The 17,219-nt window shown below is 69.4% G+C and carries 14 protein-coding genes; all 14 read left to right on the forward strand.

Going from position 1 to position 17,219, the window contains the following annotated elements; all coding sequences use genetic code 11:
- Nucleotides 1-457 precede the first annotated feature (457 nt).
- The 14 genes from recR (at nucleotide 458) to ACU5E9_RS15940 (ending at nucleotide 17,218) form a co-directional block, all read left to right on the forward strand.
- Nucleotides 458-1,057, forward strand: a complete 600-nt coding sequence (gene recR / locus ACU5E9_RS15875; RefSeq protein WP_456810855.1) for a recombination mediator RecR — start codon at nucleotides 458-460, stop codon at nucleotides 1,055-1,057.
- A 235-nt stretch (nucleotides 1,058-1,292) separates the two neighbouring features.
- Nucleotides 1,293-2,639 carry a Gfo/Idh/MocA family protein gene (locus ACU5E9_RS15880; protein WP_456810856.1) on the forward strand — a complete coding sequence of 449 codons (1,347 nt, stop codon included), beginning with the start codon at nucleotides 1,293-1,295 and terminating at the stop codon, nucleotides 2,637-2,639.
- A 67-nt stretch (nucleotides 2,640-2,706) separates the two neighbouring features.
- Nucleotides 2,707-3,651 carry a DUF6807 domain-containing protein gene (locus ACU5E9_RS15885; protein WP_456810857.1) on the forward strand — a complete coding sequence of 315 codons (945 nt, stop codon included), beginning with the start codon at nucleotides 2,707-2,709 and terminating at the stop codon, nucleotides 3,649-3,651.
- A 14-nt stretch (nucleotides 3,652-3,665) separates the two neighbouring features.
- Entirely contained in the window at nucleotides 3,666-4,784 is a 1,119-nt protein-coding gene (locus ACU5E9_RS15890) for a Gfo/Idh/MocA family protein (protein ID WP_456810858.1), read from the forward strand.
- A gap of 31 nt (nucleotides 4,785-4,815) precedes the next feature.
- Complete coding sequence (locus ACU5E9_RS15895) at nucleotides 4,816-5,709, forward strand: family 43 glycosylhydrolase (protein ID WP_456810859.1); 894 nt, start codon at nucleotides 4,816-4,818, stop codon at nucleotides 5,707-5,709.
- 82 nt (nucleotides 5,710-5,791) lie between these two features.
- The gene (locus tag ACU5E9_RS15900) at nucleotides 5,792-7,117 is read left to right on the forward strand and encodes an ABC transporter substrate-binding protein (protein WP_456810860.1); all 1,326 of its coding nucleotides are present in this window, start codon (nucleotides 5,792-5,794) and stop codon (nucleotides 7,115-7,117) included.
- A 93-nt stretch (nucleotides 7,118-7,210) separates the two neighbouring features.
- Nucleotides 7,211-8,197, forward strand: coding sequence for a carbohydrate ABC transporter permease (locus ACU5E9_RS15905; protein ID WP_456813560.1), 987 nt, complete (start codon nucleotides 7,211-7,213; stop codon nucleotides 8,195-8,197).
- Nucleotides 8,194-9,105 (forward strand): carbohydrate ABC transporter permease, encoded by a 912-nt coding sequence (locus tag ACU5E9_RS15910; protein ID WP_456810861.1) that lies wholly within the window; start codon nucleotides 8,194-8,196, stop codon nucleotides 9,103-9,105. Before ACU5E9_RS15905 ends, ACU5E9_RS15910 begins: the two co-directional genes overlap by 4 nt.
- Complete coding sequence (locus ACU5E9_RS15915; protein ID WP_456810862.1) at nucleotides 9,105-9,785, forward strand: hypothetical protein; 681 nt, start codon at nucleotides 9,105-9,107, stop codon at nucleotides 9,783-9,785. The genes ACU5E9_RS15910 and ACU5E9_RS15915 overlap by 1 nt, the downstream gene beginning before the upstream one ends.
- Nucleotides 9,785-10,783, forward strand: a complete 999-nt coding sequence (locus tag ACU5E9_RS15920) for a serine hydrolase domain-containing protein (RefSeq protein WP_456810863.1) — start codon at nucleotides 9,785-9,787, stop codon at nucleotides 10,781-10,783. Before ACU5E9_RS15915 ends, ACU5E9_RS15920 begins: the two co-directional genes overlap by 1 nt.
- Before the next feature lie 75 nt (nucleotides 10,784-10,858).
- A complete protein-coding gene (locus ACU5E9_RS15925; RefSeq protein WP_456810864.1) occupies nucleotides 10,859-12,964 on the forward strand; it encodes a beta-galactosidase in 2,106 nt (701 codons plus the stop codon).
- On the forward strand, nucleotides 12,961-14,328 hold the full coding sequence (locus ACU5E9_RS15930; protein WP_456810865.1) for a Bcr/CflA family efflux MFS transporter: 1,368 nt from the start codon (nucleotides 12,961-12,963) through the stop codon (nucleotides 14,326-14,328). The genes ACU5E9_RS15925 and ACU5E9_RS15930 overlap by 4 nt, the downstream gene beginning before the upstream one ends.
- 183 nt (nucleotides 14,329-14,511) lie before the next feature.
- The gene (locus ACU5E9_RS15935; RefSeq protein ID WP_456810866.1) at nucleotides 14,512-15,807 is read left to right on the forward strand and encodes an aspartate kinase; all 1,296 of its coding nucleotides are present in this window, start codon (nucleotides 14,512-14,514) and stop codon (nucleotides 15,805-15,807) included.
- 319 nt (nucleotides 15,808-16,126) lie between these two features.
- Nucleotides 16,127-17,218, forward strand: a complete 1,092-nt coding sequence (locus ACU5E9_RS15940) for an aspartate-semialdehyde dehydrogenase (RefSeq protein WP_456810867.1) — start codon at nucleotides 16,127-16,129, stop codon at nucleotides 17,216-17,218.
- Nucleotide 17,219 lies beyond the last annotated feature (1 nt).

Here is a 17,219-nt window from a genome sequence, read left to right on the forward strand (position 1 = left end):
CCGACGGCAGCAACCCACGCCTCCGCACCGACTGCCCGTCCGGCAGCGGGGGCATCCGCCGCGGCGCCGCAACCGGCATCCGCGCCCGACTATGCGCCCGAGCCCGACTTCGAGCCGCCGTTCGACGAAGAGCCGCCGCCCTACGACGACTACCCGCCCGACCCGCAGTCCTTCTCCGGACCGCCGGAACCCGCACGCGACAACCGCGCGTCGCAGCAGCAGCAGGCACCCCAGGCCCAGCAGGCACCGCGGCAGCAGGCGCCCGGCGCATCCGCGCCGACCGCACCTGCCGCATCCGCCCAGCGCGGCGGCGCCCCGGGCGCCAACGGCCGCCGTTCGCCCGCCTTCGCGGAGAAGCAGCGCTACGGTGAGGCCGTAGTGCGTGAAATCCTCGGCGCCACCTTCATCGAAGAGCAGCCGCACGACCCGATCTCGCGACAGAGGAACGACTAACTACATGTACGAAGGCATCGTTCAGGAACTGATCGACGAGCTCGGCCGCCTGCCCGGCATCGGCCCGAAGTCGGCGCAGCGGATCGCGTTCCACATCCTGCAGACCAAGAACTTCGACGTGACCAACCTGGCCAACGTGCTGCTCGAGGTGCGCGACAAGGTGAAGTTCTGCGAGATCTGCGGCAACGTCTCCGAGCAGGAGACCTGCATGATCTGCCGCGACCCGCGTCGCAACCCCACCTCCATCTGCGTGGTCGAGGAGGCCAAGGACGTCGTCGCGATCGAGCGCACCCGCGAGTTCAAGGGCCTGTACCACGTGCTCGGCGGGGCGATCAGCCCCATCGACGGTGTCGGACCCGACGACCTGCGCATCCGCCAGCTGATGACGCGCCTCGCCGACAACACCGTGCAGGAGGTGATCATCGCCACCGACCCCAACCTCGAGGGCGAGGCCACCGCCACCTACCTCTCCCGCCTGCTCACCACCCTCGAGATCAAGGTCACCCGCCTGGCCTCCGGCCTGCCCGTCGGCGGCGACCTCGAGTACGCCGACGAGGTCACCCTCGGCCGTGCCTTCGAGGGCCGCCGCACCGTCACCAGCTAGCCGCCCCGCCACCGCGAGCCAGCGTCCCGCCACCACGAAATGTTCCCCGTGCGGACAAGTGGTCCCGGCGCACCGGGACCATTTGTCCGGAGGGGGAACAGAAGCGGATGCGCCGGGATCTGGTCATCCGCCCCCAGCGCCCCTAAGCTGAGATAGCGCTTTCCCGCAGTGGTTGCACCGGCGTCGACGACTCGCGCGCCGGCCGGAAGGCGCGACGACGAAGCGAGGATAGGCAATGACGCACATCGAACGTTACGGATTGATCGGCACCGGCAGCCGCGCCGGCATGTACATCGGCGCCCTCACCGGCGAGCACTCCGATGTGGCCGAACTGGTGGCCTGGAGCGACATCAACCCCGGCCGGATCGACCTCTACGAGCGCGACCTCCGCGCCATCGGCGCCACCATCCCGGTACGCTACCCGCCGGACCAGTTCGAGGCCATGATCCGCACCGAGAAGCTCGATCGTGTCATCGTCACCACCCCCGACTACACCCATGCCGACTACGTGTGCCGGGCCCTGCGTGCCGGGGCGGATGTTGTCGTCGAGAAGCCGCTCACGATCAATTCGGAGAGCCTGCGACAGATCGCCGAGGCGATCGCCGAAACCGGCAAGGAGGTCATCACGACCTTCAACTACCGGTACAGCCCGCGCAATAGTGCGCTACGCCAGCTCATTGGCAGCGGCGCCATCGGCCAGGTCACCTCGGTGCACTTCGAGTGGGCGCTCGACACCGTGCACGGCGCGGACTACTTCCGTCGCTGGCACCGGGAGAAGGTCAACTCCGGCGGCCTGCTCATCCACAAGGCCTCCCATCACTTCGACCTGGTCAACTGGTGGATCGCGGCCGCCCCGGTACGCGTTTACGCGAGCGGCGGGCTGCGCTTCTACGGCGCCGAGAACGCCCAGGCGCGCGGTCTGGGCCCCCGCCCGGCGCGCGGCGTGGGCGTCGCCGGCGACCCGTTCGCGCTCGACCTCACCAAGGAGCCGCGGATGAAAGAGCTCTACCTCGACAACGAAAAGTATGACGGCTACATCCGCGACCGCGATGTCTTCGCCGAGGGCATCACGATCGAAGACAACCTGGCCCTGCTCGTCGACTACGACTCCGGCGCGACCATGAGCTACTCGCTCAACGCCCACAGCCCGTGGGAGGGCTACCGGGTGACGGTGAACGGCACCGCCGGCCGCGCCGAGCTGGAGGTAGTCGAGCGCGGCGCCGCGCTCATCGAAGCCGACGGCACCGTCGTCATCGACCCGAGCGCCAACCCCGAGGGCGCCACGGTGGACCCGGTGCGCCCCAACGGTGAGCACCTCGTGCTGCATCGGCACTGGGAGGCCGCCCAGGAGGTGCCGATCCCCGACGGCATCGGCAGCCACGGCGGCGGTGACGCCTTCCTGCTGCAGCACCTCTTCCACCGGGTATTGGTCGACGAGCCGCTCGGCCGGGTCGCCGGTTACGCCGACGGCGTGCGCGCGGTGTCCGTGGGCATCGCCGGCAACCAGTCCCTCCTCACCGGGCAGCCGGTCCTGATCGCCGACCTCGCCGTCACGCCCCAACCGGTTGACCTGAAAAGCTGAGCCGATAGGCTGCTGGTAATCGCTTTCCCGCTCGGCTCGAGCGAGCCGGCGACGGATGCGAAAATCAATGATGATCCAACAGGGAGCGCCCGTGAACCGCGACATCCAGCTTCGCCGCGAGCAGCCGGGCCGGCTCGGCTTCGAGCGGGACGGCCTGGTCCTCGCGGAGTACGTCTACGAACCGCAGGATGCGCAGCTCGAATCTCCCCGGCCGTACCTGAGCCCGCTGCGCACCCTCGGCGGTGAACTCGTCTCGTTGTTCCGCCCACACGACCACGTCTGGCACAAGGGCATCGCCTGGTCGCTGCCGGTCGTCGGCGACGAGAACTTCTGGGGCGGCCCCACCTTCGTGCGGGACAGCGGCTACGTGCAGCTCGCCAACAACGGCACCCAACGGCATCGCGGCTTCCGCGAAACCGCCGGGGGAGCGCCGGCCCGGGTGAGCGAAGACCTCGACTGGATCACCGAGGCCGGCGTCCTCGTCTTCACCGAGGAACGCGAGTTCAGCTGCGAGATCATCGACGACCGGTCCTGGGCGCTGGTCTTCACCACCGCGATGCGCAACGTGACCGACGCGACCATCAGCATCGGCTCGCCCACCACCCGCGGCCGCGACAACGCCGGTTACGGCGGCCTGTTCTGGCGCGGCCCGCGCTCGTTCACCGGCGGGCTGCTGCACGCGCCCGGCGGCAGCGGCGGTGAAGAACTGCGCGGCACCCGGGAACCGTGGCTGGGCTTCTCCGGCCAGCACGACGGCAGCGGCAACTGGTCGACCATCGTGATGGTCGACGACCCCGCCAACCACGGTTCGCCGCCGCAGTGGTTCGCGCGCACCGAGCACTTCGCCGCCCTCTGCCCCGCCCCGTTCTTCAGCACGGAGGTGCCCGTGGCCCCCGGTGACGTGTTGCGGCTGCGCTACGCCGTGGTGATCTCCGACGGCAACAGCGACCACCTCGGCGCCGCACGACTCGCCGAGGCCGGGCTGGCCGCCCTGAACGCATCCCCGAAATAGTGGAAGGTTTCGCCATGACCCCCGTCCGTCCACCCCTCACCGTGGCCATCGTCGGCACCGGAGCGATCGCCGGCGAGCACGCGCAGGCGATCCTCGCCTATCCCGGCGCCGAGATCGTCGCGGCCGTCGACATCAGCACCGACAACGCCACCGCCTTCGCCGCCCGGTGGGGCATTCCCGCGACCTACGACAGCGTCGACGAGCTCCTCGCCGCCGGGCCGGTCGACGTGGTGCACGTCTGCAGCCCGTCCGGCTTCCACGCCGACCAGTCCATCCGCGCCCTCAACGCCGGCGCCCACGTCGTCGTGGAGAAGCCGCCGGCCCTGTCGCTCGACGAGCTCGACGCGATGACGGATGCCGCCACCCGCAACAACCGTGAGCTCGCCGTGGTCTTCCAGCAGCGCTCCGGCACCGCGGCCGCCCACGTGCACGGCCTGCTCGCCGGCGGCGCGCTCGGGCGGCCCCTGGTCGCCACCTGCCAGACGCTCTGGTACCGCGACCCGGCCTACTTCGACGTGCCGTGGCGGGGCGACTGGGGCAACGGCGGCGGCCCCACCGTCAGCCTGGGCATCCACCAGATCGACCTGCTCGCCTGGCTGCTCGGCGACTGGGCCAGCGTGCAGGGCCAGCTCTGGCGGCTCGCCCGCGACGTGAACACCGAAGACGTGTCCACCGCGGTGCTGACCTTCGCGAACGGCGCCGTCGCATCCGTGATCACCAGCGTGCTGTCGCCGCGCCAAACCAGCTCCATCCGCATCGACACGGAGAAGGCCACGATCACCGTGGATCACCTCTACGGCCACGGCCACGACAACTGGTCGATCACGCCGGCCCCGCACATCGACGCCGCCGAGGCAGCCGGATGGGCGCTGCCCGCCGTGGAGGAACCCAGCGGGCACGAGGTGCTGCTGCGCGACATCTACGACAGCCTGCGCGCCGGGCGAGCCCTGCCGGTCACCGCCGGAACTCCCGCAGTGGCCTTCGAAATCGCCACGGCCGTGTACTCCTCGGCAGCAACCGGGCGGGTCGTGACGCCGGCAACGCTCCGGGACGACGCCGCCCGCTGCGCCAGCCTCGAGGGCCCCGTCACCGACCAGCGCACCGCGAATGCCCCGGGCGCCGCTGTTTCGTGACCCCGTCTTCGACGGGGCCACCGATCCGACCGTGATCCGCCATCGGGGCACCGGCCAGTGGTGGATGTTCTACACCCAGCGTCGGGCATCCGTGGAGGAGCCGGGCGTGGCGTGGGTGCACGGCAGCCGGATCGGCGTCGCGTTGAGCGACACCGGTGATCGGTGGGAGTACACGGGCGTGCTCGACGGCCTCGACGAGGGGGCGGGCCCGAACACGCACTGGGCGCCCGAGGTGATCTGGGACGGCGACCGCTACCGGATGTACCTCACGATGATCGACGGTGTTCCAGAGCAGTGGCCGGGGCACGCCCGGCACATCGTGGAGTTCCACAGCCCGGACCTGTGGAACTGGACCCGGGTGCAGACCCTCACGCTGGGCAGCGACCGGGTGATCGACGCCTGCGTCGAGCGCGGTGACGACGGCCTCTGGCGGCTCTGGTACAAGGACGAAGCCGCCGGCTCGACCACCTGGGTTGCGGAGAGCGGCGACCTCGCGGCCTGGACGGTGCGGGGCGTCGCCATCCCGGGCCGCCCGCACGAGGGCCCCAACGTCTTCAGTCTCGACGGCTGGTGGTGGATGATCGTGGACGAGTGGCGCGGGCAGGGTGTGTATCGCTCCGACGACGCCCAGACGTGGCGCCGCCAGGGCGGACCCGACGAGGTGATCCTCGGTCGACCCGGCGAACGACCCGACGATGCGACGTTCGGGCGGCACGGCGACGTGGTCGTCGACGGTGACCGCGCGGTGCTGTTCTACTTCACCCACCCGGGCTGGGACGGTTCCGAACTTGGCTCCGCCAGTGGCCTGGCCGCCCGGGTGAGCGCTATCCAAGCGGCGATCCTGCGTGTCACCGACGGCGTGCTCGTGTGTGACCGCGACGACCGTGATTCGCTGCGCTTGTCAGGAAGCGTTGACCGACGCTGATTCATGGGTTACTGTTCTGGAAAGCGCTTTCTCGCCAGAGGAAAAGCACCAGGATGACACAGACGTTTCCAGGAGGACAAGGATGTTCACAATTCGCAAACCAGGCGCAGCGGCCGTAGTCGCAGCGATCGGGGTAACCGCGGCGCTGGTGCTTTCCGGCTGCGCCGGGGGTTCCGGCAGCACGGGCGGCGCCGCAGAGCCGGCCGCGACCTTTGACCCGGACGAGAAGGTCACCCTCGACTTCGCGTTCTGGGGAAACGATGTCCGGGCCGGCTTCTACACCGAAGCTATCGCCGCCTTCAACAAGGAATACCCGAACATCACGGTGAACAGCTCGTTCCTCGGGTTCCCGGAGTTCTGGGAGAAGCGCCAGACCGAGGCCGCCGGTGGCGGTCTGCCCGACGTGATGCAGTTCGACTACTCCTACCTGCGTCAGTACTCCGAGAACGGCCTGCTGCTCGATCTCGACCCGTACCTGGGCAACATCATCGACACCGAGCCGCTGTCCGAGAACATCCTCGGCATCGGAGTCGTCGGCGACGTGACCACCGCCATCCCCACCTCGACCAACGCCTGGGGGCTGTACCAGAACCCGAAGCTGCTCGAGCAGATCGGCGTCGACGCCTACGAGGGCGGCACCAGCTGGGACGACTACGACAAGTGGATGAAGACGGCCACCGACGCGGGCAGCGCCGAAGGCATCTATGGCGGCTCGGACTGGGGCGGACGCATCCAGAACTTCGAGCTGAAGCTGCGGTCAGAGGGTTCTTACCTCTTCAGCGAGGATGCCGAGCCCGGCTTCGACAAGAAGGACCTCGCCAAGTTCTGGGAAGACTCCGCGCCGCTGCGTGACGGCGTCGTCATTCCCCAGCAGCGCCTCGAAGAGGTCTACCCGCTGGCCGGGTTCGACACCGCCCAGACCGTGAGCGAGCTCACCTGGGACAACTTCGGTGCCGCCTACCTCGGCGGACTCGGCGAGGGCTACACCGAGCTGGGCCTGGTGGCCCCGCCGGTGACGAAGGAGGGGGCGAAGGACCTCTACCAGAAGCCCTCGATGCTGCACGCCATCTCGGCCAAGACCGAGCACCCCGAGGCCGCCGCCACCCTGGTGGACTTCCTGATCAACTCGCCCGAGGTCGGTGCCATCTTCGGCACCAGCCGCGGCCTGCCGGCATCGTCGACTCAGCTTGAAGGAGCGGACCTGGGTGGCCTGGATGCCCAGATTCGCGACTATGAGGACTCGATCGCGGATCGCCTCGGCGATGCCCCGCCCGTTCCGATCGTCGGCGCGGGAACCCTCGAGGAGAAGTTCCGCTTGATCGGTACGGAACTGAACTTCGGCACCCTGACCGTCGACGAAGCCGTCGACCAGTTCTTCAACGAGATGGACGTCGTCCTCAACCAGTAGTCGGCGGCGCAGTCGGGGCCCGGGCCGCTAGCTTGGGCCCCGACGGTGTCACAGTGATCGGAGAATAGTGTGACGATCGAGAACACGGCTGCAGTGACGCAGCCGAGCACGGCCGGCCTCGCCGGCGATGACAGCACCCCGGCCCCATCCGCCCCCACGCGACGAGCTCCGGTCAAGCCGGGCCGCCGACAGGCGAACCGTCGCGAGAACACCGCGGGATACGCTTTCCTGCTGCCCTGGCTGATTGGCTTCCTCGGTCTCACCCTGGGCCCCATGATCTACTCCCTGTACCTGTCGTTCACCAAGTACAACCTCTTCGCCGCACCGGAGTTCGTCGGGTTCGACAACTACATCCGGATGTTCACCGAAGACCCGCAGTACATGCATTCGGTGCAGATCACCCTCACCTACGTACTGGTCGGCACCCCGGTCAAACTCGCCGCAGCACTGGGCATCGCGATGCTGCTCAACTACCGCAACAAGGGTTCGGGGTTCTTCCGTTCCTCCTTCTACGCTCCCTCGCTCATCGGCGCATCCGTGTCGGTTGCGATCGTCTGGCGGGCCATGTTCTCCGGCGGCGGCCCGGTCGACTCGTCGTTGAGCCTCTTCGGCATCAACCTCGGCGGATGGGTCGGCAACGTCGCCCTGGTACTGCCGATGATGATCCTCCTCGCGGTCTGGCAGTTCGGTGCCCCGATGGTGATCTTCCTCGCCGGCCTCAAGCAGGTTCCGCAGGAACTCTACGAGGCGGCCGAAGTCGACGGAGCCGGTCCGTTCCGCAAATTCCGGTCGGTCACCCTCCCCATGCTCAGCTCGGTGATCTTCTTCAACCTGCTGCTGGAAACCATCCACGCATTCCAGGTGTTCGCCTCGGCGTACATCATCTCCAACGGGTCCGGCGGCCCCGCCGGCATGACCAACTTCTATACCGTCTACCTCTACAAGCGCGGCTTCGCCGACGGACAGATGGGCTACGCCGCGGCGATGGCCTGGGTGCTGGTGATCGTCGTTGCGATCATCGCCTTCATCCTGTTCCGCACCTCGAACCGCTGGGTTCACTACGCGGGAGAGAGCAAATGAGCACCATCGAAGTCGACCAGGCCGAGACCCTGCAGGTCCAGACCCAACCGGCACCGCGCCGGCGCCAGATGAAGCGCAAAACTGTGTACACCATCATCTGGTTCGTCGTTCTCGTCGCGATCACCGCGGTCATCCTGTACCCGCTCCTGTGGCTGGTGGTCTCCAGTTTCAAGCCCTCCAGCGAGTTCGGGCAGAACCCGGGCCTCATCCCCGACAACCCCACGATCAACAACTACCTCAAGGTCGTCGAGGGCATCGGCGGAATCCCGCTGTGGCGGTTCTTCGCGAACTCGCTGACCATCGCCCTGCTGGCCGTCGTCGGCATCCTGATGTCGGCGTCGCTCGCCGCCTACGCGTTCGCCCGGATCAAGTTCAAGGGTGTCGGCATCCTGTTCGCCGCCATGATCGGCACGATGCTGCTGCCGATCCACGTGATCATCATTCCGCAGTACATCATGTTCCAGAAGCTCGAGCTGATCGACACCTACGTGCCGCTCATCCTGCCCAAGTTCTTGGCGACCGAGGCGTTCTTCGTCTTCCTGATGGTGCAGTTCATCCGCAACATCCCCCGGGAGCTCGACGAAGCGGCCCGCATCGACGGTGCAGGGCACATCCGCATCTTCTTCAGCATCATCGTTCCGCTGATCAAGCCGGCCATGATCACGAGTGCGATCTTCGCGTTCATCTGGTCCTGGAACGACTTCCTCGGGCCGCTGCTGTACCTGAACTCGCCGGAAAAGTACCCGCTGCCGATCGCCCTGCGGCTCTACAACGACGCCTCCTCCACGTCGGATTACGGGGCAACCGTCGCGGTGTCGTTGCTGGCTTTGCTGCCCATCCTGATCTTCTTCATGGTCTTCCAGCGGTTCCTGGTCGACGGGGTCGCGACCCAGGGGCTCAAGGGCTGATGACGACGACCAGCACGCGTCCCCGTCAGGTGCGGCGCTCCGAGCAGGCGGCCCGCCGGGCGGCCGCATCGGGAAGCGGGCCCGCGCAGCTGGCGCCCGCCCGCTTCCCGGGCGCGCAGAACCGGTTCGCGCTGCTGGGCGAGGTGCTGACCGTGGGCATCCTGGTCACCGCGGCCTCGGTGCCGCTGATCACGATGCCCGCCGCCCTCGTTGCCGGAACCCGGCACATGCGGCGCTTCCTGCTCGCCGAGGAATCGACCCTCGCCGCGGCCGTCGCCGACTTCAGGAAGGCCCTCCTGGGTGGGGTGGTCGTCGGGATCGCCACGCTCGCGCTGACGCTCGTGCTTCTCCTCGACATCGACCTCGCCGCCTCCGGCGCGCTGCCGGGCGGCCCGCTGATCGGCCTGGTCGGATGGCTCGGCCTCGCCGGTCTGGGCCTCGCGTTGTTCACCGCCGCGGGCCTCTGGGCCCCGGATGCCGGCTGGCGCCGCGCGATCACGGCCCTCCCCGCGGTCCTCCGGGGCGACCCCGCCGGGGCGGCGTACACGATCGTCACGGGCGTCTTCGCCGTGGTCGTCACCTGGCAGCTCGCACCCCTCGTCGTACCGGCCCTCGGCTGCGTCGTGCTGGCCATCGTCGCCGTCCCGGAACGCCCCCGTCGCGGCGACCAGGGAAAGTAATGCCCGGTTTCGATCACGCGTTCGACTGGGCGGCCCGCCAGGTGGAATCCGGCCTCCTGCCCACCGCCGTGTTGGGCATCGCCGACTCCACCGGGGTCCTCGACCTCGACGCGTTCGGGGCCAGCGGCAGCCGCGCCGCCACGGTGACCGATCACTATCCGCTGTTCTCGATCACCAAGCCCATCGTGGCCCTGACCGCGCTGCGGGCCGTCGAACGCGGGCTGCTCACCCCGATGACACCGCTCACCACGGCGATGCCCGGTTTCGGCGCCGGCCGCGCCGACACGGTGCGCCTCAATCACCTGCTCAGCCACACGTCGGGCATCGCCGAGCCGCCGCTGCACACCCCGCTGGGCCTGGACGCGTCGATTCTCGGTGCCGGGGCGGACTTCGCGGCGGGCACGATGTCGCGTTACTCGAGCATCGCCTTCGCCGGGGTGCAGGCGCTGGTGGAGCACGCCACCGGCCAGACGCTGGAGTATGAACTCGACGCCCTGGCCGCGGATGCCGGTATGCCCGGCCTCACCTTCGATGACGGTTGCGAACCGCACCCGGTCTTCGACGCGGAGCAGGAGGGGCTGGACTATCCGGCGCTGAGGCGGCTGCAGCATCCGGGCGCGGGCCTGTTCGCGACGGCGGGCGACCTGCTGGCGCTCGGGTCGGCGTTGCTCGCCGACGACGGCCGGGTGGCGCATCCGCGCACGGTCGCCGCCATGCTCCGGCCGCAGACCGCGGGGCTGCCCAAGCTCGCACCGTACACAGCCGAGCGCGGGCAGGACTGGGGGCTGGGCTGGAATCTCCGGCACAACGCGCCCGGCCTGTTGGAGCGGAACGTCTACGGGCACGGCGGCTGGGCCGGCACCGAATTCTGGCTCTACCCGGCGCTCGGCGTGTGCTTCGTGCTGCTGACGAATATCGCCGGCCCGTCACGTCTGGGTCTCGACGTCGACGAGCTGCACAACGCGGTGGTCGCCGGCACGGCCCCCGCCACGCTCTGACGGATTCCCGAGCCAGACCGGCCCGCTTCCCACCCACACACACGCCGCGGACGCGGCAGAACAGGTACCCACACCATGCATTACGGCGGCGACTACAACCCGGAACAATGGCCGGAGGCGGTCTGGCACGAGGACGTGCGGCTGATGCGTGAGGCCGGTGTCACCATGGTGAGCCTCGGCATCTTCGCGTGGAGCCGCATCCAGCCGGCGGAGGGTGTCTTCGACTTCGACTGGCTCGACACCGTCATCGACCTGCTGCACGCCAACGGCGTGGCCGTGTGCCTGGCCACCGCCACCGCCTCGACGCCGCCGTGGGCGACGGCGGCGTACCCGGAGATGCTGCCCGAGGACGAGAACGGCGCCGTCTACTGGCCCGGCAGCCGCCAGGCGTACGCGCCCACCTCGCCGGTGTACCGTCGGCTCGCCGCCGAACTGGTCACCGCCATCGCCGAGCGCTACGCGAACCATCCGGCGGTCGTGCTCTGGCACGTCAACAACGAATACGGTTGCCACCTCAACTACGACTACTCGGAGAACGCCGCCGTCGCCTTCCGGGTCTGGCTGGCAGAGAAGTACGGCTCGATCGACGCCCTGAACGCGGCCTGGGGCACTGACTTCTGGTCGCAGCGTTACACCGCGTTCGATCAGATCACGCCGCCGAGGAAGGCGCCGTACAGTCACAACCCGGCCGGCCTGGTCGACTTCCGCCGGTTCACCTCGGATGCGCTGCTCGAGCTGTTCCTGATGGAAAAGCGCATCATCCGAGCCGCCGGCGCCACGCAACCGGTCACCACGAATTTCATGGGGGCGTTCCCGCCGGCCGACTACTGGCGTTGGGCCGAGGAGATGGACGTCATCACCGACGACTGCTACCCCGACCCGAACGACCCGGAGTCGTTCCGCGCCGCCGCCTTCGCCCGCGACCTGATGCGCTCGCTGAAACCGGATGTGCCGTGGCTGCTGCTGGAGCAGTCCTCGAACGCCCTGAACTGGCGGCCCACCAACGCGCCCAAGGCTCCGGGCCAGATGGCGGCGCTGAGCGCGCAGGCGATCGCCCGCGGCGCCGACGGGATCATGTTCTTCCAGTGGCGGCAGTCCCGCTCCGGCTCGGAGAAGTTCCACTCCGCGATGCTGCCGCACGCCGGCACCAACACGCGCTCCTGGGGTGAGGTCAGCGCGCTCGGCACCGAACTGGCTGCGCTGCCGGCCTTGCCCGCGGGCAGCCGCGACGCGCGGGTCGCCCTGGTCTTCGACTGGGAGAACTGGTGGGCGCTCAAGAACCCCGACCACCCGATCGTGCTGGACTATGTCGCCATCCTGCAGGACTGGTACGCCGCCATCCACCGCCAGCACGTGCAGATCGATTTCGTCCTGCCCACCAGTGACCTCTCCGGCTACGCCGTTGTGGTCGCACCCGAGCTGTACCTGCTGCGTGCCGCGGGCGCGGCCAACCTGGTCGCGTTCGTCGAGGCCGGCGGCCACCTGCTCGTCACCGCGTTCAGCGACATCGTCGACGAGAACGACGCGTTCCGGCCCGGGGGATACCTCACCCAGCTCGGCCCCGTGCTCGGCATCACCCTCGAGGACTTCGGCGCGCTCGCGTTCCCGGCCGGCGGGTCGTCGACCGGGCTGTCCGCCGGCGACACCGGCGGACCGGCGGCCGGTGCCGGGGGATCGGGCCAGAACTCGGCCCCGTTCGACACTCCCCGCGGCGCAGCCACCGGCCAGCTGCTCGCCGAGGAAATCCACCTCGCCGGTGCGGAGCAGCTCGGAGCCTTCCGTGGCGGCCGCCTCGACGGGCGCCCCGCGTTCACCGTCAACCCGGTCGGCGCCGGCCGGGCCTACTATCTGGCGACGATCCCGGATGCGGCGGGCAAGCAGACCGTCACCGGCCACGTCTTCGAGGCCGCCGGCGTGCACCCCGTGCTGCCCGGCCTGCCCGAACTCGTCGAGGTCGCCCGGCGCGGCACCGTCGTCACCGTCATCAACCACGGCCCGACCGCGGTGGAACTCGACCTCACCGGGGTCGAGTTCGGCACCGGGGCCCCGGTAACCGGCCCCGTGCTCGCGCCGTTCGGCTACCTGCTGCTCGACACCGCCGCCACCGCCGACACCAGCGCCGACTCCGCCGCCGAGACGATCGGGGAGCTCGTCGTCGCCGCGGCGGGCACGCCCGCGTGACCCAGCAGCGTTCCGCGGGCAAGGCGCCGCTTCGCGGGCGGCGCGCCACCCGCGAAGCGGCGCCTGACCCGCGCTCGACCGCAAGCACCGGCCTGGCAGACCTACGCCCGGCCGACGCCACCGGCGCCACCCGCCTGGCCGACCCGCGCTCGCCCGAAAGCACCGGCCTGGCCGGCCGCAGCACCGTGGTGCTGATCATCGCGCTCGGGCTGCTCGGCGCGATCTGGCCGCTCACGATGGACCTGTACCTGCCCTCGTTCGTGCAGCTCGAGGCCGACTTCGGCACCACGGCCTCGATGGTGCAGCTCACCCTCACCGCGGCGTTCATCGGCATGGGCCTCGGCCAGCTGGTGGCGGGCCCGATCTCGGACGCGGTCGGGCGCACCCGCCCGCTCGGGGCGGCGGTGCTGCTGTACTGCGTCGCATCCGTCGCCTGCGCCCTGGCGCCGACGATCACGCTGCTCATCGCCGCCCGGTTCCTGCAGGGGATGACCTCCGCCGCGTGCGCCGTGATCGCGATCGCGATCGTGCGCGACATCGCCCAGGGCGACCGGATGCTGATCCTCTCGGCCCGGCTGTCGCTGGTGTCGGGCGTGTTCGTGGTGGGCTCGCCGGCCCTCGGCGCGCAGCTGCTCACCGTGATCGACTGGCGGGGCCTGTTCTGGACCCTCGTCTGTTACGGCCTGCTGCTCGTGCTGATCGTGGCGGCGGTGCTGATGCGCCGGGAGACCAACCCGCCGGCCCGCCGGGCCCTCCGCCGCGCCGTGCGCCTGCGCGATGACTACCGGGCGCTCGCCGGGGAACGGCACTTCCGCTCGGCCGTGCTCGGCGGCGGCCTGCTCTTCGGCGGGATGATGGCCTACATGGCGTCGAGCTCGTTCCTCTTCCAGGGCGTCTTCGGCCTCACAGCCACGGGCTACGCGATCGTCTTCGGTGGCCACGGTGTGCTCATGATCCTCGGCGCCCAGGTGGGGGCCCGCCTGGCCCGGGCGTTCACGCCGCAGCGCATCCTCGCCATCGGCCTGGCCGGCCTGGTGAGCTGCGCGCTCCTGCTGCTGCTGAGCGTGGCGCTGCTTCCGCAGCTCGGCCTCTGGGGGTTCCTCGGCCCGCTGCTGGGCTTCACCACGGCCTTCGGGCTCACCAACCCGGCGCTGAGCACCGTGGCCCTCGGCCCGCACGGCCTGAGGGCCGGCACCGCCGCATCCGTTCTCGGGGCCTCGAACATGGCGTTCGCGGCCTGCCTCGCCCCGCTCGCCGGCCACTTCGGCGTGCAGACCCCGGTGCCCACGGCGGCCATCATGCTCGCCGCCGCGGCCCTCTCCGCCACGGTCTTCGCCCTGGGCTTCCGCCGCTCCCGCCCATGACTGGCCCGAATTTGCTAGTGCGGAGGGGTGCTCAACTAGCAAAAGTGGGCCAGTCATGAGCGCGGGGTGGGGCAGGGTGCCGCGCACGGCGCACACGACGTCACATGAACCGGCGAGAATACGATCGCATTTAGGATGGGAGCGCGGGCTGTGTCCGCGTACCCGGAACCCAGGAGTGCCCACGTGAGCCTGATCGTGCAGAAGTTCGGCGGATCATCCGTTGCCGACGCCGAGAGCATCAAACGCGTCGCCAAACGGATCGTCGACACCAAGAAGGCCGGCAACGACATCGTCGTGGCCGTCTCCGCGATGGGCGACTCCACCGACGAGCTGCTCGACCTCGCCCACCAAGTCACGCCCATCCCGGCGCCCCGCGAGCTCGACATGCTCCTCACCGCGGGGGAGCGCATCTCCATGGCCCTGCTCGCCATGGCGATCAAGAGCATGGGCTACGACGCCCGCTCCTTCACCGGCAGCCAGGCCGGCATGATCACGGATGCCCAGCACGGCGCCGCCCGCATCGTCGACGTCACCCCCGGCCGGCTCCGCGACGCGCTCGACGAGGGCGCCATCGTCATCGTCGCCGGCTTCCAGGGCTTCAACCGGGACACCAAGGACATCACCACCCTCGGCCGCGGCGGCTCCGACACCACCGCCGTCGCCCTTGCCGCCGCCCTCGGCGCCGACATCTGCGAGATCTACACGGATGTCGACGGCATCTTCACCGCCGACCCCCGCGTCGTGCCCAAGGCGCACAAGCTCGAACGGGTCTCCAGCGAGGAGATGCTCGAGCTCGCCGCCGCCGGCGCCAAGGTCCTCTACATCCGCGCGGTGGAATATGCCCGCCGGCACGGTGTGACCCTGCACGTGCGATCCTCGTTCAACAGCAACACCGGCACCATCGTCTACAACGCGGGCGCCACCAGCCCGCTTGCCGACGCCGTATCGAATGGAGAGACAGTGGAAGAGCCCATCATCGCGGGGGTCGCCGCCGACCTCAGCGAGGCCAAGGTCACGGTCGTCGGCGTTCCCGACATCCCCGGCAAGGCCGCGCAGATCTTCAAGATCGTCGCCAAGACCAACGCGAACGTCGACATGATCGTGCAGAACGTGTCGGCAGCCGCCACCGGGCTCACCGACATCTCGTTCACCCTGCCCAAGTCGGAGGGCCAGCGGGTGCTCACCGCGCTCACCAACGAGCAGGAGAACGTGGGCTTCGCCGGCCTGCAGTACGACGACCAGATCGGCAAGCTCGCCCTGGTCGGCGCCGGGATGCGCACCAACACCGGCGTCTCCGCCAAGCTGTTCGAGGCGCTGTTCGAGGCCGGCATCAACATCGAGATGATCTCCACCAGCGAGATCCGCATCTCGGTCGTCACCCGCGCCGACACCATCAACCAGGCCCTGCGCACGGTGCACACCGCCTTCGGACTCGACGGCGACGCCGAAGCCGTGGTCCACGGCGGCACCGGCCGCTAGCCCCCGGGCCACCCGCCCGGCCTATCCGCCCCGGCCCATCCGCCACCAACTGTTCCCCCTGCGGACAATTGCACCCGGCACACCGGGCCCATTTGTCCGCATCGGGACCAGTTGCACCCCACAAGCACCCGGCGCCGCCCTGCACCACAGCAAACGCAGCACCCCCGGCATAACTCCTGCAATTTCTGCCAAAACCACCGTTTTCGGGCGGTTTCGGCTCCGAACGGGGAGAATTGCAGGAGTTGTGCACACACACCCGGCATCGCCCCGGCGCACCAAGACACCCCCGGTACGAGATCGACTGAGTAAGGACCACACAGTGACCAGCACCGCAGCCACCAGCACCGCACCCAGCACCCGTGCCGGCATCAACATCGGCGTCGTCGGCGCCACCGGCCAGGTCGGCGCCGTCGTGCGTCGCCTGCTCGAGGAGCGCGACTTCCCGGTCGCCAGCATCCGCTACTTCGCCTCCGCCCGCTCCGCCGGCACCGTGCTGCCCTGGAAGGGCGAGCGCATCGTGGTGGAGGACGCCGCGACCGCCGACCCGACCGGGCTCGACGTGGCGATCTTCTCCGCCGGCGCCACCACCTCCAAGGCACAGGCGCCCCGCTTCGCCGCGGCCGGCGTCACCGTGGTCGACAACTCGTCGGGCTGGCGGATGGACCCCGACGTGCCTCTGGTGGTCAGCGAGGTCAACCCGCAGGCCATCGACCAGGCCGTCAAGGGCATCATCGCCAACCCGAACTGCACCACCATGGCCGCCATGCCGGTGCTCAAGGTCCTGCACGACGAGGCCGGCCTCGAACGCCTCATCGTGAGCACCTACCAGGCAGTCTCCGGCAGCGGCCTGGCCGGTGCGCAGGAACTGGCCACCCAGATCCGCGCCGCCGCGAGCGACGACAACCTCTTCCAGCTCGTGCACGACGGCTCCTCGGTGAGCATGCCCGAACCCACCATCTACAAGCGCCCGATCGCGTTCGACGTCATCCCGCTGGCCGGCGCGATCGTCGACGACGGCTCGTTCGAGACCGACGAGGAGAAGAAGCTCCGCAACGAGAGCCGCAAGATCCTCGAACTGCCCGACCTCCTCGTCAGCGGCACCTGCGTGCGCGTGCCCGTCTTCACCGGCCACTCGCTGTCCATCAACGTCGAGTTCGCCCGGCCGATCTCGGTCGCCCGCGCCACCGAACTGCTGCAGGATGCGCCCGGCGTACAGCTCACCGACATCCCCACCCCGCTCGAAGCCGCCGGCCAGGACCCGAGCTTCGTCGGCCGCATCCGCCAGGACCCGGGCGTGCCCAACGGCCGCGGCCTGGCCCTGTTCGTGAGCAACGACAACCTGCGCAAGGGCGCGGCGCTCAACGCCGTGCAGATCGCCGAGCTGCTCGCCGCGAAACTCACCGTCGAATAGG

It is taken from the genome of Cryobacterium sp. AP23 (assembly GCF_054075385.1).

What these genes read in the sequence shown, in the direction of transcription:
- ACU5E9_RS15880 (WP_456810856.1), top strand. Translation starts at nt 1,293, where the DNA reads ATGACGCACATCGAACGTTACGGATTGATCGGCACCGGCAGCCGCGCC.
- ACU5E9_RS15920 (WP_456810863.1), top strand. Translation starts at nt 9,785, where the DNA reads ATGCCCGGTTTCGATCACGCGTTCGACTGGGCGGCCCGCCAGGTGGAA.
- ACU5E9_RS15900 (WP_456810860.1), top strand. Translation starts at nt 5,792, where the DNA reads ATGTTCACAATTCGCAAACCAGGCGCAGCGGCCGTAGTCGCAGCGATC.
- ACU5E9_RS15925 (WP_456810864.1), top strand. Translation starts at nt 10,859, where the DNA reads ATGCATTACGGCGGCGACTACAACCCGGAACAATGGCCGGAGGCGGTC.
- ACU5E9_RS15890 (WP_456810858.1), top strand. Translation starts at nt 3,666, where the DNA reads ATGACCCCCGTCCGTCCACCCCTCACCGTGGCCATCGTCGGCACCGGA.
- ACU5E9_RS15885 (WP_456810857.1), top strand. Translation starts at nt 2,707, where the DNA reads ATGATGATCCAACAGGGAGCGCCCGTGAACCGCGACATCCAGCTTCGC.
- ACU5E9_RS15910 (WP_456810861.1), top strand. Translation starts at nt 8,194, where the DNA reads ATGAGCACCATCGAAGTCGACCAGGCCGAGACCCTGCAGGTCCAGACC.
- ACU5E9_RS15915 (WP_456810862.1), top strand. Translation starts at nt 9,105, where the DNA reads ATGACGACGACCAGCACGCGTCCCCGTCAGGTGCGGCGCTCCGAGCAG.
- recR (WP_456810855.1), top strand. Translation starts at nt 458, where the DNA reads ATGTACGAAGGCATCGTTCAGGAACTGATCGACGAGCTCGGCCGCCTG.